Source organism: Maribacter sp. MMG018 (assembly GCF_018100785.1).
GTDB lineage: Bacteria > Bacteroidota > Bacteroidia > Flavobacteriales > Flavobacteriaceae > Maribacter.
In genome coordinates this window covers 191,594-217,574 of sequence record NZ_JAGJEC010000003.1, presented here as the reverse complement: position 1 = coordinate 217,574, position 25,981 = coordinate 191,594, and the positions used below count along the sequence as shown (strand labels likewise).

Genomic DNA, 25,981 nt, shown 5'->3' with positions numbered 1-25,981 from the left:
GAGTAAAACGTCAAGAAGCTTTTTTATAGCTCGCTAAAATAGTATTAATCCAATCGGAATTACTGAATTCGGGAAATTGATTGAAGAAAAAATGTATTTGTTTTTGCTTTTTATCAAGTTTAAGGGCGTCCATTAAACTGATTCTGGCATTTATAAAATCCTGTAAAATAAGGTAAAAACCTACGGTCTTATAGATAATCTTTAAGTTATTGGGGTAAAATTCTTTTCCCTGTGAAAGTATCTGTACCGCAGCATAGGTGTCTCCATTGATATGTGCCACATCTGCCCACTTTAGCCAAGTGTCCAATTCATAGTTTCCTAGGTCCACTACTTGTTTAAAGGCGAAGTCTGCTTGGTCATAATTTTTTAGGGCAAAATTTATATTGGCGCATTTTTTCCAATACAAAGGATTCTCACCATCGATATTCAGTGCTTTGTTTATATAGTACAGTGCTTTCGAATAATTTTTATCGTTGTAATAAAAATTTGTAATGGCCAGCCAACCTTTATCTAGCAAAGGGTCTTCATGTACCGTCTGATAGAAATAGTACTTGGCCATTTCTTTGTTTTTTAACTTCTCATAGCATTTGCCGATTCTTAAAAAGGCGTGTGAGGTGGGGTCCTCAATGGTTATGGTCGTTTCATAATTTTCTATAGCTTCTTCATATCTACCTAATTTTTCCAACACTTTTCCTTTTTCAAAATAAGCGCCGATAAAGGTATCGTCGGAAATAACCGCAAAATCAAAAGCTGTCAATGCTTCTTGAAACATTTCTTTTTCATAGTACTGTTTGCCCAGCTGGTGCCAAGCAACTTGGCAGTAGGGGTTTTTCTCCAAGTATTCGTTTAGGTAGGCTATGGCCCCATCATAATCCTCTAAAAATTCAAAACAGTAAATAACATTATATAATGAGGAATAATCTTGATTGTCGAACTCTACACACCGCATAAAACTTTTTTTGGCCGATTTAAAATCGTCCATAAAAAGATATTCCATACCTAGCAGCGAAAAGATATCAAAAGAATTGGTAGATATATCCAATGCTTTTTGAAGAAGTGCCACAGCGGCCTCATGGTTGTCTTTCTTAGAGTAGATATTTGCGCGCTGAATGTATATTTCTTCATTGTGCGCATCCAACAACTGCAATTCGTCCAATAATTCCTCGGCACTTTCAAGGTTATTTTCAAAAACCATTACCTCTACCTGCAGCAATTTTAATTCAATGGAAGCAGGGTGTTGTTGAAGTCCAATTTTTATACCTTTTTTTGCCAAGGAGATTTTACCGTTATTTAAATAATGGTGAATAATATCCTCGAAATCCTCCGCATCAAAGAAATAGACATCGTCTGTCTTGAGCATGGATTCAAATTTGGTAATTGGCTTGTCAGGTCTTTCGTTAGATTCTAACGCCATAGGAACATTCTGTTTAAACTATGGATTTAAAAGTAATCTTTTGTATGGGGTCAAAGGTAGACTTTGACGCTATATTATTAACAAATTAGTTAACAAAATATTGCTACGGCTTATCTAAAAGACGTAATATAATATCACAACCAGCCATTATTTCTTCTTCGGAAATGGTTAATGGCGGCGATATTCTAACTGCTTTTTGCTCGAACAAAAGCCAGAATAAAATTAGCTTTTCCTCTTTTGCCTTCAGAATCAGTTCATTGGCCATTTCCGGAGTTTGCAATATGAGTGCCAGCATGAGCCCCTTACCGCGAATCTCTTTTATTTTAGGGTGAACAAGTTTTTTTCTGAAGAGCGCTTCTTTCTCGATAGTTTCTTCCATAATCGAGGAATGCAGCAACACGTTCAGGGTCGCCAAGCTTGCCGCGGCAATGACCGGGTTGCCACCAAATGTGGTAATGTGGCCCATTTTTGGATTCTCACTAAGGGTCCGCATTATCTTTTTGCTAGAGGTAAATGCCCCGACCGGCATTCCAGAGGCCATGCCTTTTCCAATGACCATTATATCTGGAATACAGTTAAAATGCTCAAAGGCGAATAATTTGCCTGTTCTGCCGAAACCGGGCTGGATCTCGTCTAATATCAACAAAGCGCCTACCTGCTTGCAGCGTTCACTGACCTTGTTTAAATATTCTTTTTTCGGTAGTATAAATCCGGCACCACCTTGTATGGTTTCTAACACTACGCAAGCAGTTTTATCGGTGATCATTTCCAAGTCTTCGAAAGAGTTGAAGTTGATATGGTGTACATCGGGAATCAAAGGCCTAAAGGCTCCTTTTCGCTCTTCATAGTCCATAAGGCTTAAGCTACCCATAGTGTTACCGTGATAGGCGTTTTTTGCTGCCACGATTCTAGATCGGCCCGTATAACGCCTGGCCAATTTTATGGCGCCTTCCATGGCTTCGGTGCCCGAGTTTACCAAATAGGTTACATCTAGCCCTTCGGGCAGGTTGTGGGCCAAAAGTTTTACATATTCGGTGGCCGGTGATTGGGCATACTCCCCATAGACCATCACATGCATATATTTTTCGACCTGTTCTTTTATGGCATTCACCACTTTTGGGTGACAATGACCTAGGCTACAGGCCGAAACACCTGCAACAAAATCCAGGTGGGCGTTTCCTTCTGTGTCATAAATATAACTGCCTTTGGCATGTGAGACTTCCATCCCCAACGGGTGTAGTGAAGTTTGGGCCTGGTATTTTAAGAAATCATCCTTCACGAAATTATTGATATTTAGTTCGAAGATTTTTTAGGCCGGGGATCCGTGGCCTTACTATTCGGAATATTGTTTATAGGGTCATTTTCGTTCTGGCTCCGTTCGGCTTCTTCGGCATCGATATCTATTGGATTGTTTATTCCACGTATCACCGGAAGCACTATATTGTTGTCGTCCTCATCAAAAATATCGTCTTTGGTGAGGATACGTTCATCTCCCCGCCATACAAATCCTTTTAAGATTCGGCTATTTTCAGGTAATTCTTTTTCTGGGTAGATGGTTCCATCGGGATTTATGAAAAATGTAAGGTCTTCCACATCATTGTTTTCCATGGTAATTCTTATGGCGCTACAAACGGTCTTGTCTATTCCTATTAGTTCATCATCATCGTTATACATATAATAAACAACTTCGGTGTTTTGAACAAGGTCTATGATCTTTAGTTCGTTATCGATAAATTTACCATAGAGATTTATGCCTTTGGCCTGGTTATACCCCTTTTTTCCAATACTGTCCAACGAGATGATAAAGGCATTTTGCAATACTTTTAAGGAATCTAATTTTTCTGTTTTGAGATTGGTGATGAGGTGAATACTGTCACCAGTCATCTGATTGGCACCGTTCCAAATAATCGGGTTCTTTATCAATTGGGTGATGCCCGTTTTTTCTTCGGAATGAATGGAATCGCATTTTCCGCTTAGGTCTTTTTTGAAGAATTTGGCATTTCTAAAGGCTCTTGTAATACGCTCGTCCGGTTTGCCGGTAACCATTAGCGTATCGCCATGAACGTAAAGCGAATCTTGCTCTTGCTCTTGAACCAAGATGGAAACGGCTCTTTTTGTTGCAAACACAGAATCTTTGGCTTTATGCACTTCTGCATAATGTGCACGTATAATTCCATTGTTAATAGTGTCGGTAACGGTAATATTATTGGTGGCAGAGGCAAATTCGCGTGCTTTGTTAAAATATACACTATCGCCTTCTACAATACGGTTGTTGTAATTTATTTTCGTGTTTTTGATACCGTAACCACTTTCTATTTTTGTATCGTAAAACCCTCTTTCGCAGTATATTTTATAAGTGTCCCCGACAATGGTAGATGGCCCGTACATGTAGGCATTTTTTGAAGTGGTGTAATAATCTAACTGTTCAGAGTCCAATATGTATTCAGGATTTTGGATGTGTACACTATCCAAAAATTGATATTTTTTTAGTTCCATGAAATACCTTCCTATCTTACTGGTAAGGGTGTTGGCAGAATCTATGACCGTACCGTTGTCTTGGTAATAGGCCTCTTGTTTTATTCTGTCAAAACGCAAGGTATCCGTTTTAAGGGTCATATCGGCGTTTGTAAGTACCACGTCTCCCCAAGCTTTGGCCAATTTGATATCGCCTTGATAATTAATTTTCTTGGCGGTCATTTCTATAGAGTCCCCTTGCTTTAATAAGACATTGCCAATGGCCTCTAACCTGTTTTCTTTTTGGAAGTAGATGGCAACATCGCACCATAGATCGGCACCTTGATGTTCAAACTGGACTTGTCTCTCATCTTTACTAAATATGGATGCTCCCGGATATTCGGTTTCATTTTTGGTAAAGTTGGCCCCGTAAACAATGTTTATTTGTTTAGGTTCTTCAGGTTTCTCTTGACTGAAAACAGATGAAGTAAAAAGAAGAAGTATAGCTCCTAAAACAGTACGATGCAAGATTTATTATTTTTTTTTCAAAAATAGGATATTTTAAATCAGGGGATGATATGATTAGCATTCTTTTAGCAATCCTTAATGAACGGGGCGTGGTTTTTGGCTCAATTTATATAATTTTCCAAAACCCGAATTGTTTGGTTCATAGGGGGTGTCCAATGTTATATTGACACCATTATCGGGAATGTTGTCTTCTTTTCCCAAGGCCCAAAAGATGCCGTTCAGTGCTATTGTGCGTACTTGAGGTATTTTAAAGTCGTACGGATGCCCAAGGGTCGTAAAGAATACCCTTGCTTTTTTGCCACTTTGCCCAGTGTAGCTCTTCGTCCATGCCACCGGGTTTGTCAAAGGATATTTATCTAGTTTTCCATCGATTTCATGTTGCGATTTTAATGAGCGGCCTTGAAGAAAAGGAGTGGAATCTCCGTATAATTTCCAGTCGCCACCATCTACATGGTATAGCCAAGAATATGCCTTGAAGGGAGAAAAACCTCTTAAAATTACGTTATTGGTGTCTATTGCTGATATTTCTGTTACCGGTAATTTGCCGTCGTCAAAATGTCCGTGATGCGTTATCCATTGTTGGCCGAATACTTTTGTCGGCCATTTGTTGTTATAGGTTTTTGCCAAGGTGGTATCGTTTTTATACATAAAGGCATGGGTCGCCGTTCTAAAACCAACAATAGGTTTTCCCGATTCCACGTAGTCTGTAATATATTTTAGTTCTTCTTTTGGCAGGTTTCTAAACCTGGTAAAGAGTACCATGAGGTCTGCAGATTCCAGTGCTTTTAAATCGGAAATATGATCCGTTCTGTTTGGGTCTATAAAACCTAAACTATCCAAGGCATAACATACGGTAACCTTGGCATTTAACTCTCTTTTTGCCAAACTGGCGAGCATGGGCATAGATTCTTCCGACCTGTATTCTTCATCCCCAGTTACAAAAACGATATGGAGTTGTTTTTCGTTTTCGCTAGGGGTGTTTTTGCTTTCTTTTTTTTCTTCTCCACATGAGGATATCACCATGCATAGCATTAAAAGATATGGAAAATGGTTTTTTGTAATGATCGATTTCATTGTAAGATCTTTAATAATATTATTTCATGGGGTGTTCTTTCAGTAAATCGCTAGGGGTATAGAAATCTTTCCTTTCTTTTGTGGCGGCCCTTACTTCTTTTACTTTTTTAGGGTCTATGACCGATGCTTTATTGCCAAATGAGTTTCTAACATACGTAAGTACGGCAGCTATTTCATCATCTTTGAGCAACCCCTTAAAGGCCATCATGGGTACTTGCCCTTCGTAATGGTTGCCCATGACATCCATAGGGCCATAAAGTCCGTGAAGTACAAGTTTTATTAAACGCTCTTCATCACCGGTAACCCATTGTTGGTTTACAAGGGTAGGGTAACCGGCCTGTTGTAGGCCTGTTCCGCTTTCTTGGTGGCAAGTAATACAGTATCCTTCTGTTTCGTATATTTTTTTTCCTTTTTTGAAAATTTCCAAGTCGTCTCCCTTTAGGTGCGATACGATCGCTTCCTCATCGTCGTTACTTAAAAAATTACCTGTAAGTCTGGTCTCGGCAAAGCTGAAAGAGTCTTTCATCCATTTGTCCAAAGGATGTGTTTTAGCTACTTCCAATACGGCCAAACCTTCTTTTTTTGGTAGCCATGAAGCGGCCGTGATGGCCTCTAGGCGAACACGGCCATGCGAATCTCCGGCAGCCTTTTTTAGAAGCGCCAACGAATTGTTCAATTGATGCCCCATATATCTTAAAACCCTTACCGAGGCAGCTCTTACCCTGTGGTCTTCTGATTGCAATAGGACTTCTAGAAGGTTTTGGTCTACTTGGTTCAGGCCCCAGGTAACCCACAAAGCTTCTAGTCTGTGGTGCTCATACTTTGGGTCTTCTTTATCTAGATTGCCTACCCATGTCTTTAGTTTCTTAAGCACATCATCGGCATTTCTGCCTCTTAATTCTCTTCTGGTCCTATATCGTGTTCTGTATTCTGGTAGTGTAAGATTCTCTAATAGTTCTTCAATAGTGGCACCATCGATTTTAGCAGGTGTGACCAAAGGTCTGGACGGATACGTGATCCTGTAAATACGGCCATGCGCATGATCGCGTAAAGGATCTCGGGCATTATGTTGCATATGGCCGATCAGTACGTTGTGCCAATCTACTAGATAGAGAGACCCATCTGGGGCAAATTCCATTTCTACGGGTCTAAAGTTCTTATCGGTACTACTTATTAAGTCTTGTCTATGCTTGGTGGTATAACCTGTTCCGTTCTCCGATACTTGATGTTGTTTTATACCTAAGAAGCCTATGGAGTTGGCAAGAAGCATGTCTCCTTGTATTTCATCGGGAAAATGTCTGCTGGAAACAAATTCTAATCCAGAAGTAGGCCTTACCCGGTGCGCCTCTTCTATTAGGTCTTCGGTCAGGGGAGAGGTAATACCATAGATCGGCTTAAGTGTGCTGGGCATCATCCAGTTCACGGTAGGTCCGGAAGTGTGAAGAAAAAAGTCTTGTCCCCATTCATCAAAAGCAATGCCCCAGGGGTTGGGAATACTCACTTGTACGGCTCTATCCAGTTTTTTGCGCTGAGGGTTGTACCTGTAAAACCCGCCATTGGTAGCTCTTACAGGACCATAGGGTGTTTCTACGTTAGTGTGGAGAAAAACACCTTCTGACATATAAAAGGCTCCGGAAGCATCTGCACAAAAAGCGGAAATGGCATGGTGGGTGTCATGGTCGTCAAAACCGCTTAAAATAATTTCTGTTTTATCAACCTTATCATCACCATCGGTATCGGTTAAAAGTTTAAGATTGGTTCCTTGGCTTAGGTAAACCCCTTCGGGGGCAAACTCAAAGCCTATAGGAAGGTGTAAGCTATCTGCGAAAACAGTTTGTTTGTCCGCTTTACCGTCTTTATCGGTGTCCTCTAAAATAATCAGCTTGTCATTGGGTTTTGCATCTCCGGGTCTATAATGGGGGTAAGAGGGTAGGGTCGCTACCCATAGCCTACCTTTGTTGTCAAAGGAAATTTGAGCAGGATTCGCCAAATCGGGAAATTCTTTTTCGGAGGCAAAGAGCGTTACTTTGTATCCTTTGGGGACCGTTAAGGTTTGTTCCGCTTCCTTTCCATATTTATAGGAGACTATTTCACCTTCGTCCCCTAAATTATAATTGGTTTCAACTTCAGGTAAAGAGGCGGTTCTTCCGTCCGCTTTTGAAACATCATAATCTTTGTCTTGTAATATAGACCAGATGGCAGTATCCCTAATTGCGGTCAATTCCCTTACTTTCTGAATTTCATAGGGGTAGTTGTCCGGACCGTAAGGATCATACCTTCGCCCATAAGCATGAACCCCGTTCGGAAATTTATAATCGTAGTGCCAATAAAAGTTTTTGTCGTTTACCATTTTATTTACGACATCTCTTTTCTTCGAGTGTTTTATCGCGGTGTTTCCACTTAAGTGGTCCGCTATGTACGTGGCTAATTTTTTATAACCTTCTTTGTTTAACTGAGAGCCATCTATGGTATGGTCGGTATCATCTTCAAACCAACTTAAACTTGGTGTAAAAACATCTATAAAGGTGATATTGTTGGTCTTGCAGACCTTTTTCATGCCCTCGGTGTACAACTTTAAATTCTTGTTTTCCTCAATGCCGTTGGGCAGGTCCATTTTATCGGAAAGGTCTTCAAATGCGATAGGGGAGACCACCACTAGGTCGGGACTTTCCGAACCATTGTATTTTTGATTTTTGGTATGCCGTATAAAGGCGGCTAGTTCATTTTTGAAATTTTCTAAACCGTTTGGACCTTCAAAAGATTCGTTAAAGCCAAAGAAGGCAATAACGATATCTGCCTTTAATTGTGTTAACCATTCATCGGGAGAAGGAAAAAAGCCTTCACTACCGGAAGTTTGTGCAAGTTCGGTCTGAAATTTTTCTGCTCCCGGAAATGCCCAAGGAGAATTACGCGCCGAGTGCGGCCTAAATCCGGGGGTGTTGCCACCATCGCACATATTTCTGATTTTGAGCGAATCGTCAGGAAACCTAAGGTGCATTTCAGTTTCAAAAAAACCATAATTCTGCATTCTTGATCCTAGGTTGTTACCCAGTAAAACAATGCTGCTGTTAGGTTTGATGTTGACCAAGGGGTCTTTTGGTTCGGCACAGGCGAAGAATAAAAAAAGAGATGAAAGTGACAGTAAAAAATAGAGGGTCGGTTTTTTTGTATTCATTGTTAGAATAAATTGGCTCTTAAATATAATCATAAAAAAACCACCAAAAGGTGGCTTTTTTATGATAAAACGGGGCTTTTTTTTAGAAATCCCTATAATTGCCTTCTAAGAATGCGTTGGCTTCCTCTTCTGAAAATTTGGCATTGGCACTGTCCCAATGAAGGGTTTTGTTAGGAAACCTACCGGCAATAACTCCTAAAAGTATGGTTTCCGTAAGTCTTGATGCGTATGAGAAAGGAGCACTGGTTTCGCCTTCGCCCAAACAGGCATCTACAAATTGATGATAATGTTTGGGCCCCTCAGATGCATAATCCCTAATTGGTTTGCCCATATTGTTTGCTTTTTCCACTTCTGCAATTTCGGCAGATATGTCCACATATTTTCCATCCACTATTTTTTGTGGTAATTGCATAAAGTGAGGTAGCAATAATCTCCCTTTTTCTCCAACGAACATGGCTCCTTGTTCGGGTAATTCTCCTTGTCCCGCAATTTTGGCGTCCAAAGAAATTTTATCCTCTACAGATTCGTCATTATTTTGTGAAGCGTCTTTATTTGATGAACTGTCTGTAGCATTGGGTAGTATCAGGTCCTCGTGCATTTCTGGTGCTCCGGGGCCATCGTACCAGATCCATTTTAATGTTTCTGCTGTGTGTTCGGTACCGGGAAATTCATAGGTTACGATGTTTTTCTCTGGAAATCCGAATCCGTTGGGTTCCCTACATTCGTTTTTGATGGTTCTGGGAACATCTAGATTTAAGGCATTGTACGGGGTATCGAAGATGTGTACACCCATGTCTCCTAAGGTACCGCAACCGTAGTCTACCAATTTTCTCCAATTACCGGGATGGTAAACACCTTCTTTATAAGGTCTTTCGGCCGATGTGCCCAACCACAGGTTCCAATCTAGGGTTTCTGGTACTGGGTCTTCGCCTTCAGGGACAGGACCGTCATAACCCCAATTTTTTGGAGACCATGCATGTACCGTGTGTACCTTGCCTATAATGCCCGATTGTATTAATAATGTGGCTAGTTTATAATCATAAAAAGAATGTACTTGTATGCCCATTTGTGTGACCAAGCCCTTTTCTTCCGCCAGCTTTTTCATAGCTCTCGCTTCTGAAACATAGTGTGTTAAAGGTTTTTGGCAATAGACAGGTTTGCTCATATTCATGGCCATCATAGAAGCTGGGGCGTGTGTATGATCTGGGGTAGATACGATTACGGCATCGATTTCATCTCCGATCTCATTAAGCATTACCCTATAATCGGTATATGTTTTTGCATTCGGATGTAATTTTTTTGCTGCCGCCAAATTATTGGAGTCAACATCACACAATGCCGTTACATCTACTTTTGCATGTGAAGAGATGTCTCTCAAATCCTCACCTCCCATATTGCCGACACCTATATGTGCCGTTCGGAGACGTTTTTGAGGTGTTGCCGTTACTTTCTTTTCGTCTTTACAGGATAATAGTACAGTGGGCATAATAGCGGTCGAGGATGCCAATAAAGCCGATTTTTTTAAGAATTCTCTTTTTTTCATGAATTATGAATTATAGTTTTTTGATTTTAATATTTCGAAACCAGATTGGGCTAGAGTGGTCTTGAAAGCCTATGTAGCCAGACTTGAATTTACCGTAGTCTTCACTGTTTTTCCATTTATCCGAATTTTTTCTTTCGTACCAATCTTCAGACCACGGTACAAAAGATAAGACCATTTGCCCGTTTAGCCAGTGCTCTACCTTTTCGGGAGTAAATACAATTTTGGTAGTGTTCCATTCTCCGACAGGATGTAAAATTTTCTTGCTGGCATCGGCCGGGTGCATGGCGTAATCAGAAGCCGTTTGTTGTAAGGGCTTAAGCTCTTCGGGGTTTTCCGTATAACCTAAACTTTTATTGTAGGCGACAAGGTCATGGATACTTGCGTAATTTTCGTCGTCGATCAATTGGTATTCCGGTGCTACTTCTGGAGGTCCGTCATATCCTTCTTTTAGGTGGTAGAAAATTCCGCTATTTCCTCCTTTTGGAAGTTTCCATTCCAAATAAAGTTCAAAATTCTCGAATTCTTCTGCACCGTAGATGATGTCTTTACCGCCGGTATAATTTTGTTCAAGGCCCAATTCGGTGTCAAAAGTAAGCTCCCCGTTTTTTGCTATCCAGCCTGGTGGTAGTTCTTCTCCATTATAGGCACGCCAGCCTTCTGTGCTTGTGCCGTCGAATAAGATGATCCATTCTTCGTTGTTAGGGGTTTCTTGCGGGGCAACTGTGTCTTTTTCTACTTTTTTATCCGTTTTGCAAGATTGATTTATAAGCAGAACAAGAAGGAGAAACGTAAGATATCTCATGGTGGGTTGTATTGGTTTTTGGTTTGGTTCTGTAATTTAATAAAAAAAAGGATAGGGGTATCAACTTTTGTCGATACCCCTATCCTTAAAGTAGTATGCTATGGTGTTTTTTATTACCTGTAAATAGTCTGTGTTCTGTCCGGTCCGACAGAAACTATTTTAATAGGAACCTCAAGTTCTTTCTCTATAAACTCAATATACTTTACCATGCCTGTCGGTAATTGGTCGAATTTGTCCATTTTGGTCAAATCTTCTTCCCATCCATCCATTTCTGTAAATATAGGGGTTACGTTGTCAGCTTCTATATTAAAGGGAAGATGTTCAATTTTTTCGCCTTTATAATTATATGCAGTACACACTTTTAATTTTTTGAATCCACTTAGTACATCACCTTTCATCATCATTAATTCGGTAACGCCATTTACCCTAACGGCATATTTTAAAGCTACTAGATCCAACCATCCGCATCTTCTTGGCCTACCTGTGGTAGCACCGAACTCGTTACCTACACGGCCCATCGTAGCACCATCCTCGTCAAACAGTTCTGTAGGGAAAGGGCCGCTACCAACACGTGTGGTATACGCTTTAAAGATACCTTTCACTTCCCCGATCTGATTTGGGGCAACCCCTAGACCTGTACAGGCGCCTGCTGCAGTGGTATTCGATGAGGTTACAAATGGGTAGGTTCCAAAATCTATATCCAATAATGAACCTTGGGCGCCTTCCGCCAATATTTTTTTACCTGATTTCTGTGCTTGGTACAGGTATTCCTCACTATCTATAAAAGTAAGTTTTTTGAGCTCTTCGATAGCTTCAAAGAAATCGGCCTCTAATTCTGCCAGGTCATATTGTATATCCACATCGTAAAAGCTGATCATGGCTTCGTGCTTGTTGGCGAGGTTTCTGTATTTCTCTTTCCAATCGTCTAGTTCCAGATCACCTACGCGCATACCGTTTCTTCCGGTTTTGTCCATATAGGTAGGTCCTATTCCTTTTAGTGTAGAACCGATTTTCGCTTTTCCTTTTGAGGCTTCTGAAGCTGCATCCAACAAGCGGTGGGTAGGCAGGATCAAATGAGCTTTTCTTGAAATTAATAGGATGGATTTGATGTCGAGGTCAAATTTCTTTAATGCATCCAATTCTTTTCTAAAGATAACGGGGTCGATAACCACACCGTTACCTACCACATTGATGGCTTTTTTATGAAAAATACCGGAGGGGATGGTATGTAGTACATGTTTGATCCCATCAAATTCCAATGTATGGCCGGCGTTAGGGCCGCCTTGGAAACGTGCTATAATATCATAATTCTTTGTAAGTGCATCAACGATTTTTCCTTTTCCTTCGTCACCCCATTGTAGGCCCAATAATAAATCTACTGCCATTTAAATATGCTTGCTTGATTAGTTACTTGTGTTTTCTTTTTTGTTTTTAACTCCATAAAAGTAAAGCGAGTGCGTGTTTATTTTTATATCGAATACTTCTTCTATGGTTTTTTTGATGGATTGGATCCTAGGGTCGCAAAATTCCATTACCTCTCCCGTATCCGTTAAGATAACATGATCATGCTGACGGTCGAAATATGATTTTTCGTATTGCGCTTGGTTTTTGCCAAATTGATGTTTTCTTACCAATTTACAATCCAACAATAATTCTATAGTGTTGTATAAGGTTGCTCTACTGACACGGTAGTTTTTATTCTTCATTTTTATGTAGAGAGATTCTATGTCGAAGTGATCGTCACTATCATAAATTTCTTGAAGTATAGCATAACGCTCAGGTGTTTTCCTGTGTCCGTTGTCTTCCAAAAAAGTAGTAAAGACGTTTTTGACGATTTCCTGATTTTTATTGGGAGCCATATACAACTATATTAAGGCACAAAGGTACAGTTAAATTTTAATTCCTATTCTAAAGTCTTGTGACTTTGTCGATGCCATTTATTTGTTTTAGATTGTCGATCAACCTCTTTAAAATACCCTTGTTTTTGACCACCACCGTAATTCTACCGGTAAAAGTTCCTCCATCGGTACTAAAGTTTAGGTTTCTCATGTTCACGTGCATGTTGTTGGATATAATTTCGGTTATATTACTTACCAACCCAAGATTATCGATACCGGTTAGCTCAATATCGGCCTTAAATTCTTCTTGTGTAGAATCTACCCATTTGGCACTAATTATACGATAGGCATAGTTGGATTGTAATGAAATTGCATTGGGACAGTTCTTTTTATGCACTTTAATACCTTCGGAAACACTTACAAATCCAAAAACTTCGTCACCGGGTATTGGATTGCAACATTGAGATAGTTTGTAATCTAATTTTTCTTCTTCTTTGCCAAAGACCAAAAGATCATATTTAGAAGTGATCTCTTCTTTGTTGATATCTTCTGAAACGGGGTTTCTTCTGATCCTGTTTTTGAAAAAGCTTATAAACGCATTGTTGTACGAAGAAGCAAAATCTTTTATCATTTGATTGTCTATAGAGCCAATGCCCACTCTATAGAACAGGTCTAAACTGGTTTTTAGCTTAAAGTAGCTCACCATCTTGTTGATGGAATCCTCGTTCAGGTTTATCTTCTGCGATTTTAATTTTCTTCGTAATATTTCTTTGCCGTCTTCCGCAACTGATTTTTTCTCTTCCCTAAGAACTGATTTAATCTTTGCGCGGGCCCTCGCCGTTGTTGCATAATCCAACCAATTCTGATTTGGTTTGGCTTGATCGGAAGTAATAATCTCTACTTGATCTCCACTATGTAATGTAGTGTTAAGGGGAACCAGCTTTCCGTTGACCCTGGCACCTCTTGTCCTCATACCTACTTCTGTATGTATATTGAAAGAAAAATCCAGGGGCGTAGCGCCTTTTGGCAGCGATTTTAGTTCTCCTTTCGGAGTAAAGACGAAAATTTCTTTGGAATATAGATTTAATTTAAACTCTTCAACAAAATCTACGGCGTTGGTATTCGAGTTTTCCAAGGCTTCTTGTAATTTGTTGAGCCATACTTCGATACCTTGTTCTTTTTGGTCCCCGTGCTTATATTTAAAATGGGCGGCATACCCCTTTTCCGCAATTTCGTGCATGCGCTCACTTCTGATCTGCACTTCTACCCACTTGCCCTTTGGGCCCATAACGGTTATATGAAGCGCTTCGTAGCCAGTAGATTTGGGTGAAGAGATCCAATCTCGCAGTCTAACCGGGTTTGGGGTAAAGTGATCCGTAACTATAGAATATATTTTCCAAGCTAAGAACTTTTCGTTCTTGGCATCGCTTTTATATATAATACGGATAGCGAACTTATCGTATATCTCGTCAAAGCCGACATTTTGTACCTTCATTTTTCTCCGCATAGAGAAAATAGATTTCATGCGGCCTTTGATGGTGTAGTGGAGCCCCTCTTTTTTTAGAGAGTTGTCTATAACATCCGAGAAAGCATCTATATAGGCTTGTTGCTCTTCTTTGCTTTCCTCAATTTTACTCTTTATGTCGTTATAGACTTCCGGTTCGGTATATTTTAAACTTAGGTCCTCTAATTCTGTTTTAATGTTATAAAGTCCTATTCTATGGGCCAGTGGTGCATAGATGTACAGGGTTTCAGACGATATTTTCACTTGTTTATGCTCTGGCATAGAATCCATGGTGAGCATATTGTGATAACGGTCCGCAATTTTGATAATGATGACCCTAACGTCGTCATTAAGGGTAAGCAACATTTTTCTAAAATTTTCGGCCTGTTGAGATATGTTCATATCTTTCTTTAGGTGCGAAATTTTCGTGAGTCCATCGACGATACGTGCTACGGTTTCACCGAACATACGGTCTATATCGTCCAAGGTGTATTCAGTATCCTCTACAACATCGTGTAAAAGTGCTGAGGCGATGGATACGGCATCCAATCCTATTTCGGAAGCTACGATCTTAGCTACCGCGATTGGATGGAAAATGTAGGCTTCACCCGATTTTCTACGTTGATTTTTATGCGCATCTACAGCAACCTCAAAAGCACTCCTTATCAGCTTCTTGTCGTCTTCTGTCAACGTTTGGTAGCTGATTCTAAGCAACTCTTTGTATTGCTTGGCGATAAGTTTGTTTTCTTTTTCTATTGCAGTCTGTAACATACTAGATTAAAAATAGTACAATCTTAACTGCTAGACAACAAAAATTATGCCTTTAAATTCTGTATTCTTTTAACTAATGGGGGGTGAGAGTAATGCATAAAAACATATGCAGGATGAGGGGTAAGGTTACTTAAACTGTTCTTTGATAATTTTTTTAAAGAGGATATAAGGGGTGTTTCCGAAAAAGTATTTTTAGCAAAATTATCGGCTTCATATTCAAATTTTCTAGATAAATAGTTCATTAACAACCCTGTAACTTCAGATATGGGGCTATAGAGAATGCCAAAACTGATCAGCGCGGCATGAAAACTTGGCTGGGCAACGCCTATGGCCAAAGAAAGGTTTGGGTTGTTTATGAAAATGGACAAGACAAAGAGCATTAAACCGCTTAATAATATCGAAGTGGTTAGATTGAAGATAATATGCTTTTTCTTATAATGTCCGATTTCATGGGCCAGTACTGCCAAAATTTCATCTTCTTCCAGATCATTGATCAGGGTGTCGTAAAGGGTGACCCTTTTTTCTTTTCCAAACCCCGAAAAGTAAGCGTTAGCCTTTGTTGAACGTTTAGAACCGTTTATAACGAATATGTTGTTGAGTTCAAAACCTACCTTGTTCGCGTACGATTCTATTTTTTCCTTAAGGCTACCATTTTGAAGTGGTTCTTGTTTGTTGAACAATGGAACGATAAGTTTGCTGTAGAACAAGTTCGTGAATACAGTGAATAAGGCTACCAATATCCATGTATAGATCCAAAAGTTGGTTCCGGCCCACTGAAAAAACCATATCACCATTGACAGGATTATACCGCCGATGATGGAAATCATTATCCATCCTTTCAATTTATCCAAGATAAAGGTTTTTAGGGTCGTTTTGTTGAAGCCGAATTTTTCTTCTATGACAAAAGTTTGATAATAAGAGAAAGGAGTACTCAATATATCACTCCCGATAAGTATAATGCCAAAAAAGATCAGCGCCTTTGGTATTGGGGCCGTAGTGATTTGGTTTGCCAAATTATCGACCCATCCGAATCCACCTAACAAGAGAAAACCTAAGATCAAGACCAATGAAAAAGTGGAGGTCAATATTCCGAATCTATAGTTGGTATACTTGTATGCCTGTGATTTTTCATATTCGTCGGCATTGTAAAGATCTCTTACGTCTTCGGGCACCGGGTCTTTAAACCTTTTGGCGTTGAGATAGTTTAAGAAGGTCGTTAATAAAAATTCACTTATTAGTATCCCTATAATGCAATAAAAAACAAACGTACTATCCATATAGGTTTTTGAAATAAACGATAAATTCTAAAATTTGTTGTCAGAATTTTCTTCGTTGTCTTTTGGCTTCAAATATAAGTATTGCAGCCGAGACCGAAACGTTCATAGAATCTATCTGACCCTCCATAGGTATTATGATGTTTTGAAAAGAGTTGGAAAGCCATTCGTTGCTAAGCCCGCTATGTTCGGTGCCTACGACTATAGCAGCAGGTTCTGTAAGATCAACTTCGGTATAAGGTAGCGACGCCGATAAGGCGGCGCAATATATTTTTATATTGTTTTCCTTGAAAAAACTGATAATGGTACCGGTGTCCGCCATAACTATGTTTCTAGAAAACACGCACCCCACACTAGATCTTATAATATTCGGATTGTAAAGATCTGTTTTTGGGTTGGCAATAAATACGGCGTCTAAATTTGCGGCATCGGCAGTTCTCAGTAATGCGCCTATATTACCGGGTTTTTCAGGAGCTTCCGCTACCAAGATCAACGGATTTTTATTTTTTATTTTTAATTGTGACAAATCGTGGTTCTTTGCTTTTGCCAAAGCAACGATGCCTTCTGTAGAATCGCGATGGGCCATTTTTTTATACACCTCTGTACTTACCGATATAAGAATTGAAGAATCTATGTCGGACAACAGGTCAAGTGCCGTTTGGCCTACAAGTGGTTCGCAATAAAAAATATTTTCTATTCGATAGTTTCCTTTTACAGCAAGATTAAGTTCGCGTTGTCCTTCCAATACAAAAAGACCGGTTTTTTTTCGCTCTCTTGACTTTTCTTTTAAAAGAACTACTCTTTTTACCAAGGCATTCTGGATACTACTAATATGTTTTATATCTTCCATAAATTGCAAAAGTACTTGAATCTGTTAAGTAATAGCAATAGTTTCGACCTAAGGGGAAATATAATTTAAAGGAATGATGAAAAAATTAGTATTGTTAGCAGTTGTAATCGGATTTTTTGGATGTAAAGAACAGGCCCAAAAAAAAGAGCCGGTAAAAAAGGATGTTGTGGCCACCGTGCAGCAAGACCAGAAAAAATTTCCTGAAAATCTAAAGAAGGTTTTTGATGCACATGGCGGATTTGATACTTGGAAAGGGTATCGCAGCCTTTCTTATGATTTGCCCAAAGGCGATATTAAAGAGACCCATTACATAGATTTGATCACTAGAAAAGACAAAATAACAATAGATGCCAATGATGTGGCATTGGGTTTTGACGGTGAACAAGTTTGGTTGTCCGACCCAAAGGGCGCGTACAAGGGAAATCCTGCATTTTATCATAATCTAATGTTCTATTTTTATACAATGCCTTTTGTCTTTGGTGACGAGGGTATAAACTACCAAGAGGCCGAAAACCTAGAGTTTGAAGGTATGTCTTACCCAGGTATTCGTATAACCTATGATAATGGGGTAGGGGCCTCGCCAAAAGATGAATACTACCTATATTACAATCCAGATACATTTCAGATGGAATGGTTGGGTTATACCGTTACTTACAGGACTGGGGAGGCCTCAGATTCGGTTAATTGGATCAGGTATAACGATTGGATGAAGGTAGGGGAGGTTGTTTTGCCCAAATCGATATCTTGGTATACCCATGAAGACAAAAAAATGATAGCGGTAAGAAATAAAGTGTCTTTTGAGAATGTAATGTTACAAAAAATGGCGAAAGACAATGGGTTTTATGATAAACCTGAGGGAGGCAATTATGTAAACGGTAAAAAGTAAGACCGTTTGTCCTAATCGGTATATTTAAAGAAAGGTTAAATCGAAAGGTGTATAGTCTACTTCTTGTATAATTATAAGTATCTTAGAAGTTCTAGAAAAAATAATTGAATGGGTGTGGAAATGTTGTTTTTTGGCATTGCCAAAGATATTGTAGGGGTCTCACAGATGAAGTTTTCTTTTACTACGGAAACTGTCGGTTCTGTGGGTGATTTAAAGGTGCAATTAATAAAGGATTATCCCGCACTGTCCAAACTATCTACCTTTGCAATAGCGGTGAACGGCGAATATGCCCAAGATGATTTAGTTTTAAAAAACAACGATGAGGTGGCCGTAATTCCACCGGTAAGCGGAGGTTGATAATGAAAAAAACAGTAGCAATAGTAGATGACCTGGATACCAAAACGGTCTACGAAGAATTATCGGATCGTAGTAGTGGCGGAATATGTGTTTTTTTTGGGGCCGTTAGGGAGTTTACCGATAATGAAGAGGTAACGGCCTTGGAATTTGAGGCCTATAAATCCATGGCATTAAAAGAAATGGATAAAATTGCGGATATGGCCATAGCTAAGTGGGACTTGAATAAAGTGGTCATAAAACATGCGGTCGGAAAGAAAAAGGTAGAAGAGCCAGTAGTTATAGTTGGTGCTTCTTCGGCACACAGGTCGGCTTGTTTTGAAGCCTGTAGGTTTTTAATAGACACCTTGAAGGAGACTGTTCCCATTTGGAAAAAGGAAATATTTAAGAATAAGTCTGTTTGGGTTTCGGCCCATCCATAAGATCCCATAGGAAAAGCGCAAACCCACTAATAATTATATGGGGTGCAATGCAAAAAAAAAAGGATATTATAAAATACGATGCTAGTAGATAACCATCAAAGAAAAATTAATTACCTCAGACTCGCGGTAACCGATAGGTGTAACTTGCGTTGCAATTATTGTATGCCCGCCGAAGGTATTGATTTTGTCAAGAACGATCGGTTATTGACCATTGAGGAATTGTCTCGGTTGAGTGCCATATTGGTTTCTCAGGGCATCGATAAAATTAGAATTACCGGAGGAGAACCGTTCGTGCGAAAAGATTTAATGCATTTGATGCGCCAGCTAACAAAAATGAAAGGGCTGAACGATATCTCCATTACCACCAACGCCACTTTAATCGGGCCATATATAGATGAGCTAAAATCTTTGGGGATCAAGAATATAAATGTAAGCTTAGATGCTATAGACAAAGCAACTTTTGAACGTATTACAAGAAGGGATCAATATGATACGGTGCACAACAATCTCATAAGGCTTATTACCGAGGGGTTTAATGTACGTGTCAATTTTATAGCTTTAGAGCATCAGAACACCCAAGATATATTACCTGTTTTAGAGTTGGCAAAACATTATAAGGTATCTGTTCGGTTTTTAGAGGAAATGCCCTTTAATGGCGGCTCAAAATCTTTTCAGAAGATAACTTGGGATTACAAGCATATATTGAGACATATAAAATCTGCTCATCCGGATTATTATAGGTTGCCTTCTCCGGAGACTTCTACCTCCATTAATTATAAGATACCCGGTTTTAAAGGTACTTTTGGGGTAATACCATCCTTTAGTAGAACATTTTGTGGTAGCTGTAATCGTCTCCGTATTTCTGCTACCGGTGATGTAATTACCTGCTTGTATGCCAAGGCGAGCAATAATCTTAGGGATGTTATGAGGAAAACCGGTTCTGAGGAAAAAATAAAAGAACAGATTTTATTGGCCGTTGGCAATAGGGCCAAGACAGGTTTTGAGGCCCAAGAAAAGTATAAAAATGTATTTTCTAATTCAATGACTTCAATCGGGGGATAATGAAAGAAAAATTATCACATATTAATGAAGATGGAAATGCGGCAATGGTAGATGTTTCTGAGAAAATACCTACGACCAGGGTCGCCGTAGCTACGGGTAAAGTAAAGTTTCCTTCCCACATTTTTGAAATACTGGCACAACAAGATTTTCTGGGAAAAAAGGGGAGTATTGTGCAAACGGCGGTAATAGCCGGAATACAGGGGGTTAAAAAAACGTCGGAACTAATACCCTTATGCCACCAGATCAACCTTTCTAAAATTGATGTAGATATAACACCTGGTGTTAACGAGTTTAAAATTACCTGTACCGTTAAATGTAACGGAAAAACGGGGGTAGAGATGGAGGCTTTGACCGGGGTATCTGTCGCTGCTTTGACAATTTATGATATGTGCAAGGCTTTGACGCATGATATCCTTATTTCTGGAGTACAACTTGAACAAAAATCAGGAGGAAAAAATGATTTCAAAAGATAAGCTTTACGGGCTGGTCCTATCAGGAGGAAAGAGTAGTCGAATGGGAACTGATAAAGGACTGATACCTTATCACGGCATTCCGCAACGCGAATATTTGTATGGACTTTTAGAAAAGGTCTGCACAAAAGTGTTTATGAGTGTCCGTAATGATCAATTGGAAGAGATAGATGATAGGTTCAATACTATTGTAGACTCCGACGAATTTCGGGGGCCGTTCAATGGCTTGCTTTCCGCACATAAAAAACATCCGGAGGTGGCTTGGTTGGTTTTGGCATGTGACCTTCCTTTAATGAATGAGGATGCTTTGAGAGATTTGGTGCTTAAAAGGAATTCTGTAAAATTGGCAACTGCTTATGTAATAAAAGAAAATCCGTTGCCAGAACCTTTGTGCGCTATTTGGGAGCCACAGGCCTTAAAAAAGTCTATTGTTTATTTAGAACAAGGTAATGGCTCATGTCCGCGTAAATTTTTGATCAATAATGATATAGAGTTGGTCTTTCCTAATTGTCCCGAAGTATTGATGAACGCCAATTCACAAACCGAGTACAACGAGGCACGTCTAAAACTAGAATCGTGAACGGTAGGTATCAAAGACAAATTATTTTATCCGACTTTGGAGAAAAAGGGCAAGCTGCCCTAAAAAAATCGAAAGTGCTGGTAGTCGGGGCAGGTGGGTTAGGTGTACCTGTGCTGGTCTATTTAAATGCAATGGGAGTAGGTACCTTGGGCATTGTAGATGCCGACAAGGTATCTAAATCTAACTTACATAGGCAGGTTTTATATACCGACGCAATGGTTGGGCAACCTAAAGTCGTAGCGGCCAAAGATCAACTCAAAGCACAGAACCCTGAAACAAAAATTGATATCTACCAAGTATTTCTGGGTACCGATAATGCCTTGGAAATTATTGAAAAATATGATTTGGTGGTGGACGCTTCCGACAATTTTCCGACAAGGTACCTGATCAATGATGCTTGTGTAGTTTTAAAAAAGCCTTTTGTTTATGGTGCCTTACATGGTTTTGAGGGGCAGGTTAGTGTTTTCAACTATAAAAATGGCCCTACCTATCGTTGCTTGTTTCCGACAATGCCGAATGCCGATGAGGTTCCAAATTGTAATGAGCATGGTGTTTTAGGAATTTTACCGGGTATAATAGGTAATTTTCAGGCCTTGGAAGTGGTCAAGGTTCTTACCGACCTTAGAGGAGTTTTGTCAGGTGTTTTATTGTTGTATGATGCACTTTCACAACAAAGTAGACAGATAAGGTTTAAGTTAAACCCAGAGAACCTGAAGTTGACAGGTTTGGCCGAAAGCTATGATTTTGATTGCAATACAAAGGTTAAATCTATTGAACCGCTGCAAATTCAAAAATTACTTTCAAAAGGTCATATAGAATTGGTAGATGTTCGTACCAAGCAAGAATTTGATAAAATACATTTAAAGGGAGCAAAAAATATTCCTTTGAACATGTTGGAGCGAGAAAAGGATACTATAAATATGTCTGGAACCGTCTATTTAATTTGCCAGTCGGGAGTAAGAAGTCAAAAAGCTGTATTGTTGATGCAAAAACTTTTTCCCGATAAGGAATTCATAAATGTAAAAGGAGGAATGAACCTAGTTGGAACTTATGCAAATACCTATTGAGAACTTAATATTATTGTGTTTGGGTTTTTTTGTCATAGCAACATTGTATTCTTCGGTAGGTTTTGGCGGTGGATCTAGTTATTTGGCATTGTTAACTCTTTTTTTAGGTAGTTTTTTTGCAATACGTTCTATAGCCCTTGTTTGTAATTTGGTAGTAGTCTCCGGAAGTACTTATTTGTATTTTAAAAACGGACATGCAAAGCTAAAGGACTTTTTGCCCTTTGTGATTACAAGCATACCCTTGGCATTTTTAGGAGCATCTTTTAGGTTAAAAGAGAACATTTTTTTTGTGATCCTTGGTATTTCCCTGATACTATCGGCGGTGTTTTTGGCACTGCAAACCTTTACTTGGAAACCAGTAAAAAAAGAAACTATAAAATACCCTAAATACCTAAGTTATATTTTGGGGGTGGGTATTGGGTTTTTATCTGGACTGGTAGGTATTGGTGGTGGTATTTTTCTGGCGCCGGTATTAAATCATTTAAAATGGGACAAGGCGATCAAAATTGCGGCTTTGGCCAGTTTTTTTATTTTGGTGAATTCTGTATCCGGTCTTTTGGGGCTGGTATCCAGTGGTTCGTTGACATTGCCATGGGTAGAAACTTTGTGTTTGGGACTTACGGTTTTCTTAGGGGGGCAATTGGGAATTAGAATAAGCCTAAAAAGACTTTCTGCACATGAAATAAAAAGGATAACGGCCTTGTTGGTATTTATTGTAGGTATAAGAGTGCTACTGGTAAATGGGCTGAATGTTTTCTAGAATAAGGAATTTACCATAAAGGTTACGCAACAAATAGTAGTTAAGATAAAGATTAGGGTATGATTACGTATAATGAAGCTTTGGATAAGGTTCTTGGCAGTCAACTAAGTTTAGGGTCGGAATATGTACCGTTACTTAAAAGTGTAGGAAGGTTTTTGGACGAGCCTATTTATGCCGATCGCGATTTTCCTCCGTTCAATAGAGCTACAAAAGACGGGATCGCCATTAATTTTCAGGTAATAGAAAACAATATAAAAGACATGCCTGTAGAGGGTATGGCCAGTGCGGGAATGGAACGGCAGACACTGCTTAACTTAGATGGATGTATGGAGGTGATGACGGGGGCCATGGTTCCAAAAAATGCCGATACCGTTATTATGTACGAACATATAAGTATTGTTGATGGCGTGGCGACCATTAATAAAGAAGTGTCCAAAGGGCAAAATATTCATTATAAAGGGAGTGATGAATCTGAAGGGGCTAGAATTTTGCAGAGCGGCGTTAGAATTACCCCGGCTGAAATAGGGGTAATGGCGTCTGTAGGAAAAGCGGAAGTTTTGGTAAAGAAACTACCCAAGGTATGTGCTATATCTACAGGTAATGAACTGGTGGATGTTCATATAAAACCAGAACCGCACCAAATACGAAAATCGAATAGTATAACCATTTTGTCAGCACTTTCCAAGCTCGGTATACAAGGTAGTTCTTTGCATTTACTAGATGATAAAGAAAGCATTGAAAAAGGATTGAAAAAAGCTTTGAACCAGAACGATGTGCTTTTATTGAGCGGAGGGGTGTCAAAAGGTAAATTTGATTTTATACCAGAGGTAATGGAGCGGCTAGGGGTAGAGAAAATATTTCATAGGGTAGCACAACGACCGGGAAAACCTTTTTGGTTCGGTATGCAACGAGAATTAAAGACGGTTGTTTTTTCTTTTCCGGGAAATCCGGTCTCTACGTTTGCAAACTACCATATCTATTTTTTGCCATGGTTGTATTCTTCATATGATATTCCCGTAGAAAAGGAGTGGGCCAAATTATCGGCCGATTTAAAAATTGTTCCCCCGTTAACACGATTTATTCAAGTAAAAAAAATGTGGAGAGATGGGTGTTTGTGGGCCGAACCTGTGGTAGAAAATGGTTCTGGTGATTTAACGAGCCTTTCTAAGGCCGATGGATTCATTTGTTTGGAACCAAAAACGAATAAGTACCAAGTGGGTGAATTGGTACACTTTATAGGTACAAGATAGCTTGGTAAACTGTTCTGAAAATTATCGTACCTTTCTGTTTATAAGTGATTTAAGTTTTCTTATGAGGGGGCTTATTTTGATTGATTGCTTATTCTTATAACTTAACTTTAAAATTATGAATCCAATTATTAAGAATATAATCGCTGTTATTGTAGGGCTTGTTGTCGGAAGTGCCGTGAATATGGGTATTGTAATGATCAGTGGGTCTATAATTCCACCTCCTGAAGGTGGTGATATTACCACAATGGAAGGCTTAAAGGCAACCATGCATTTGTTTGAGCCCAAACATTTTGTGTTCCCATTTTTGGCCCATGCATTAGGTACTTTGGTAGGGGCATTTGTTGCGGCCAAAATAGCGGCAAGCCATAAAATTAAAATGGCCCTGATCATAGGGGGATTCTTTTTTATAGGGGGAGCGATAAACATTAGTATGTTGGGTGGACCGCTCTGGTTTAGTGTTCTAGATTTGGTAGTGGCTTATATTCCCATGGCTTACATAGGAGGTAAATGGGCCACAAGGTTGTAATTGTTTAAAATATTAAAATAAAAAAGCCGGGTTCTAAAACCCGGCTTTTTTACGATGTAGTTGAAGTTAAGATCTTATTTACCGTCGTACTTGCCCATATATCGTTTCCATAGTTCTGTTTGGTGGGTTTCCAAAGAGATATTTCTTCCATCGATAAAAGCATGTGTCAATTGATTGGTGCGCATATCCAAAGCATCACCTTCTGAAATGAAAAGAGTAGCGCTTTTTCCGACTTCCAGTGTACCATAACTATCATCGATACCCAAAATTTTAGCGTTATTGCCTGTAATCAGCTGAAGGGCTATTTCCTTATCCATACCTTGTTGCCCTATTTGCCCAGCATAAAAAGCTAGGTTACGGGTTTGAAAGTTCTCGGCATCACTGTTCTGTAGCCCAACCATTAAACCGGCATCTACCAACAATTTAGGTAATTTGTATGGCAGGTCATAATCATCATCGTCGAAAACCGGAAGATTATGAGTGTATTGGACAAGAACCGGAATATTGTTCTTTTTTATGAAGTCGGTGATTTTATAGGCGTGGTAGCCGCCAACCAAAACAATATCCTTTATATTGTTCGCTTTTAAAGTGTTTATTGCATCAATAATTTCTTTTTCACCATCGGCATAGACATATAATTTTTGAGATCCGTCAAAAAGTCCCTGCATGGCGGCAAAAGCAGGATTCACTTCTTTAGGAGTGCTTTTTCCGTATGCATATGAATTCTTTATAAAGGTAACGACCTCGTCAATTTCTTCAGCATACTTCTCGTTTGGCTTAGAGCCTCTACCTTCGCCCATCCACCAGCGGCCTCGTCTAAAGGTATTTGGCCAATGTAAATGAATACCGTCATCAACTTTGATCGCTGCATCTTCCCAGTTCCAAGCATCGAACTGAACAATAGAGGAAGTACCTGAAATTCTTCCTCCTACAGGTGCTATCTGACTAATTAAAACCCCATTGGGCCTCATGCTTTCCACAACTTTCGATTCTGCATTGTAGGCAACCAAACTACGAACGTGCGGTATTAAATCACCGATTTCGTCTTGGTCGTCACTCGCCCTTACGGCATCTACTTCGACCAGACCTAAAGATTTTCCAGGAGCGATAAATCCTGGATATACATGTTTTCCCTCGGCATTGATTATAGTTCCTTTTCTGGCAATCCTCATTTTTGAGTCACCAACAAAAGTCAATTTTCCATCCTCGAACATTATCAAGGAGCTCTCTATGACCTCGCCATTTCCTAAATGGGCGGTGGCCCCTTCGATAGTAATGGCTTCGGTTTGTTTGGAAGCAGGGGTCTGTTGTGCCATACTTGGTACATAAACACCTATTGCTAGTAATAGAAATATTATTTTTTTCATCATAAATTTT

Annotated in this window: 23 protein-coding genes; 10 read left to right on the top strand and 13 right to left on the bottom strand. The window is 39.5% G+C overall.

The features are described 5' to 3' along the window. Positions 1-10: 10 nt before the first annotated feature. The 12 genes from J8L85_RS14940 to J8L85_RS14885 all read right to left on the bottom strand — a co-directional run bounded on the left by J8L85_RS14940 (position 11) and on the right by J8L85_RS14885 (position 17,227). Entirely contained in the window at positions 11-1,414 is a 1,404-nt protein-coding gene (locus J8L85_RS14940; protein WP_211018585.1) for a tetratricopeptide repeat protein, read from the bottom strand. Between the two features lie 103 nt (positions 1,415-1,517). After that, complete coding sequence (locus J8L85_RS14935; RefSeq protein ID WP_211018584.1) at positions 1,518-2,693, bottom strand: aspartate aminotransferase family protein; 1,176 nt, start codon at positions 2,691-2,693, stop codon at positions 1,518-1,520. A 14-nt stretch (positions 2,694-2,707) separates the two neighbouring features. Continuing rightward, positions 2,708-4,396, bottom strand: coding sequence for an OstA-like protein (locus J8L85_RS14930; protein WP_211018583.1), 1,689 nt, complete (start codon positions 4,394-4,396; stop codon positions 2,708-2,710). Between the two features lie 75 nt (positions 4,397-4,471). After that, positions 4,472-5,470 (bottom strand): ThuA domain-containing protein, encoded by a 999-nt coding sequence (locus tag J8L85_RS14925; RefSeq protein WP_211018582.1) that lies wholly within the window; start codon positions 5,468-5,470, stop codon positions 4,472-4,474. Between the two features lie 19 nt (positions 5,471-5,489). Further along, positions 5,490-8,645 (bottom strand): PVC-type heme-binding CxxCH protein, encoded by a 3,156-nt coding sequence (locus J8L85_RS14920; RefSeq protein WP_211018581.1) that lies wholly within the window; start codon positions 8,643-8,645, stop codon positions 5,490-5,492. Positions 8,646-8,727: 82 nt separating this feature from the next. Next, positions 8,728-10,188, bottom strand: coding sequence for a Gfo/Idh/MocA family oxidoreductase (locus J8L85_RS14915; protein WP_211018579.1), 1,461 nt, complete (start codon positions 10,186-10,188; stop codon positions 8,728-8,730). Between the two features lie 10 nt (positions 10,189-10,198). Beyond that, a complete protein-coding gene (locus J8L85_RS14910) occupies positions 10,199-10,990 on the bottom strand; it encodes a DUF1080 domain-containing protein (protein WP_211018577.1) in 792 nt (263 codons plus the stop codon). Positions 10,991-11,103: 113 nt separating this feature from the next. Then, positions 11,104-12,375, bottom strand: a complete 1,272-nt coding sequence (locus J8L85_RS14905; protein ID WP_211018575.1) for an adenylosuccinate synthase — start codon at positions 12,373-12,375, stop codon at positions 11,104-11,106. 18 nt (positions 12,376-12,393) lie between these two features. Continuing rightward, positions 12,394-12,849, bottom strand: a complete 456-nt coding sequence (locus tag J8L85_RS14900; RefSeq protein ID WP_211018573.1) for a transcriptional repressor — start codon at positions 12,847-12,849, stop codon at positions 12,394-12,396. A gap of 49 nt (positions 12,850-12,898) precedes the next feature. Next, positions 12,899-15,103 carry a RelA/SpoT family protein gene (locus J8L85_RS14895; RefSeq protein WP_211018572.1) on the bottom strand — a complete coding sequence of 735 codons (2,205 nt, stop codon included), beginning with the start codon at positions 15,101-15,103 and terminating at the stop codon, positions 12,899-12,901. A gap of 44 nt (positions 15,104-15,147) precedes the next feature. Further along, positions 15,148-16,380, bottom strand: a complete 1,233-nt coding sequence (locus J8L85_RS14890) for a M48 family metallopeptidase (RefSeq protein WP_211018571.1) — start codon at positions 16,378-16,380, stop codon at positions 15,148-15,150. 40 nt (positions 16,381-16,420) lie between these two features. After that, positions 16,421-17,227 carry an RNA methyltransferase gene (locus tag J8L85_RS14885; protein ID WP_211018570.1) on the bottom strand — a complete coding sequence of 269 codons (807 nt, stop codon included), beginning with the start codon at positions 17,225-17,227 and terminating at the stop codon, positions 16,421-16,423. A 73-nt stretch (positions 17,228-17,300) separates the two neighbouring features. Here J8L85_RS14885 and J8L85_RS14880 point away from each other — a divergent pair, with 73 nt between their 5' ends. The 10 genes from J8L85_RS14880 (at position 17,301) to J8L85_RS14835 (ending at position 24,604) form a co-directional block, all read left to right on the top strand. Beyond that, the gene (locus J8L85_RS14880) at positions 17,301-18,113 is read left to right on the top strand and encodes a DUF6503 family protein (protein ID WP_247656689.1); all 813 of its coding nucleotides are present in this window, start codon (positions 17,301-17,303) and stop codon (positions 18,111-18,113) included. Positions 18,114-18,221: 108 nt separating this feature from the next. Continuing rightward, a complete protein-coding gene (locus tag J8L85_RS14875; RefSeq protein WP_247656688.1) occupies positions 18,222-18,470 on the top strand; it encodes a MoaD/ThiS family protein in 249 nt (82 codons plus the stop codon). A 2-nt stretch (positions 18,471-18,472) separates the two neighbouring features. After that, positions 18,473-18,889: a molybdenum cofactor biosynthesis protein MoaE gene (locus tag J8L85_RS14870; RefSeq protein WP_211018569.1), complete on the top strand. Its 417-nt coding sequence runs from the start codon at positions 18,473-18,475 to the stop codon at positions 18,887-18,889. Positions 18,890-18,967: 78 nt separating this feature from the next. Next, positions 18,968-19,951 (top strand): GTP 3',8-cyclase MoaA, encoded by a 984-nt coding sequence (gene moaA / locus J8L85_RS14865; RefSeq protein ID WP_211018568.1) that lies wholly within the window; start codon positions 18,968-18,970, stop codon positions 19,949-19,951. Further along, positions 19,951-20,424 carry a cyclic pyranopterin monophosphate synthase MoaC gene (gene moaC, locus J8L85_RS14860; RefSeq protein WP_211018567.1) on the top strand — a complete coding sequence of 158 codons (474 nt, stop codon included), beginning with the start codon at positions 19,951-19,953 and terminating at the stop codon, positions 20,422-20,424. Before moaA ends, moaC begins: the two co-directional genes overlap by 1 nt. Beyond that, positions 20,408-21,001, top strand: coding sequence for an NTP transferase domain-containing protein (locus J8L85_RS14855; protein WP_211018565.1), 594 nt, complete (start codon positions 20,408-20,410; stop codon positions 20,999-21,001). The genes moaC and J8L85_RS14855 overlap by 17 nt, the downstream gene beginning before the upstream one ends. Then, positions 20,998-22,068, top strand: coding sequence for a HesA/MoeB/ThiF family protein (locus J8L85_RS14850; protein ID WP_348771765.1), 1,071 nt, complete (start codon positions 20,998-21,000; stop codon positions 22,066-22,068). The genes J8L85_RS14855 and J8L85_RS14850 overlap by 4 nt, the downstream gene beginning before the upstream one ends. Beyond that, entirely contained in the window at positions 22,052-22,828 is a 777-nt protein-coding gene (locus J8L85_RS14845) for a sulfite exporter TauE/SafE family protein (protein ID WP_211018563.1), read from the top strand. The genes J8L85_RS14850 and J8L85_RS14845 overlap by 17 nt, the downstream gene beginning before the upstream one ends. A gap of 59 nt (positions 22,829-22,887) precedes the next feature. Next, complete coding sequence (locus tag J8L85_RS14840) at positions 22,888-24,078, top strand: molybdopterin molybdotransferase MoeA (RefSeq protein ID WP_211018561.1); 1,191 nt, start codon at positions 22,888-22,890, stop codon at positions 24,076-24,078. 115 nt (positions 24,079-24,193) lie between these two features. Next, the gene (locus J8L85_RS14835) at positions 24,194-24,604 is read left to right on the top strand and encodes a hypothetical protein (RefSeq protein WP_211018560.1); all 411 of its coding nucleotides are present in this window, start codon (positions 24,194-24,196) and stop codon (positions 24,602-24,604) included. 74 nt (positions 24,605-24,678) lie between these two features. Here the strand turns inward: J8L85_RS14835 and J8L85_RS14830 are convergent, their stop codons facing one another. Then, entirely contained in the window at positions 24,679-25,971 is a 1,293-nt protein-coding gene (locus tag J8L85_RS14830; RefSeq protein WP_211018632.1) for an amidohydrolase family protein, read from the bottom strand. Positions 25,972-25,981 lie beyond the last annotated feature (10 nt).

Excerpts from the sequence above, each read along its gene's own strand:
- J8L85_RS14940 (WP_211018585.1), bottom strand. The coding sequence starts at position 1,414 with ATGGCGTTAGAATCTAACGAAAGACCTGACAAGCCAATTACCAAATTT.
- J8L85_RS14925 (WP_211018582.1), bottom strand. The coding sequence starts at position 5,470 with ATGAAATCGATCATTACAAAAAACCATTTTCCATATCTTTTAATGCTA.
- J8L85_RS14920 (WP_211018581.1), bottom strand. The coding sequence starts at position 8,645 with ATGAATACAAAAAAACCGACCCTCTATTTTTTACTGTCACTTTCATCT.
- J8L85_RS14915 (WP_211018579.1), bottom strand. The coding sequence starts at position 10,188 with ATGAAAAAAAGAGAATTCTTAAAAAAATCGGCTTTATTGGCATCCTCG.
- J8L85_RS14910 (WP_211018577.1), bottom strand. The coding sequence starts at position 10,990 with ATGAGATATCTTACGTTTCTCCTTCTTGTTCTGCTTATAAATCAATCT.
- J8L85_RS14905 (WP_211018575.1), bottom strand. The coding sequence starts at position 12,375 with ATGGCAGTAGATTTATTATTGGGCCTACAATGGGGTGACGAAGGAAAA.
- J8L85_RS14900 (WP_211018573.1), bottom strand. The coding sequence starts at position 12,849 with ATGGCTCCCAATAAAAATCAGGAAATCGTCAAAAACGTCTTTACTACT.
- J8L85_RS14895 (WP_211018572.1), bottom strand. The coding sequence starts at position 15,103 with ATGTTACAGACTGCAATAGAAAAAGAAAACAAACTTATCGCCAAGCAA.
- J8L85_RS14890 (WP_211018571.1), bottom strand. The coding sequence starts at position 16,380 with ATGGATAGTACGTTTGTTTTTTATTGCATTATAGGGATACTAATAAGT.
- J8L85_RS14885 (WP_211018570.1), bottom strand. The coding sequence starts at position 17,227 with ATGGAAGATATAAAACATATTAGTAGTATCCAGAATGCCTTGGTAAAA.
- J8L85_RS14880 (WP_247656689.1), top strand. The coding sequence starts at position 17,301 with ATGATGAAAAAATTAGTATTGTTAGCAGTTGTAATCGGATTTTTTGGA.
- J8L85_RS14875 (WP_247656688.1), top strand. The coding sequence starts at position 18,222 with ATGGGTGTGGAAATGTTGTTTTTTGGCATTGCCAAAGATATTGTAGGG.
- J8L85_RS14870 (WP_211018569.1), top strand. The coding sequence starts at position 18,473 with ATGAAAAAAACAGTAGCAATAGTAGATGACCTGGATACCAAAACGGTC.
- moaA (WP_211018568.1), top strand. The coding sequence starts at position 18,968 with ATGCTAGTAGATAACCATCAAAGAAAAATTAATTACCTCAGACTCGCG.
- moaC (WP_211018567.1), top strand. The coding sequence starts at position 19,951 with ATGAAAGAAAAATTATCACATATTAATGAAGATGGAAATGCGGCAATG.
- J8L85_RS14855 (WP_211018565.1), top strand. The coding sequence starts at position 20,408 with ATGATTTCAAAAGATAAGCTTTACGGGCTGGTCCTATCAGGAGGAAAG.
- J8L85_RS14845 (WP_211018563.1), top strand. The coding sequence starts at position 22,052 with ATGCAAATACCTATTGAGAACTTAATATTATTGTGTTTGGGTTTTTTT.
- J8L85_RS14840 (WP_211018561.1), top strand. The coding sequence starts at position 22,888 with ATGATTACGTATAATGAAGCTTTGGATAAGGTTCTTGGCAGTCAACTA.
- J8L85_RS14835 (WP_211018560.1), top strand. The coding sequence starts at position 24,194 with ATGAATCCAATTATTAAGAATATAATCGCTGTTATTGTAGGGCTTGTT.
- J8L85_RS14830 (WP_211018632.1), bottom strand. The coding sequence starts at position 25,971 with ATGAAAAAAATAATATTTCTATTACTAGCAATAGGTGTTTATGTACCA.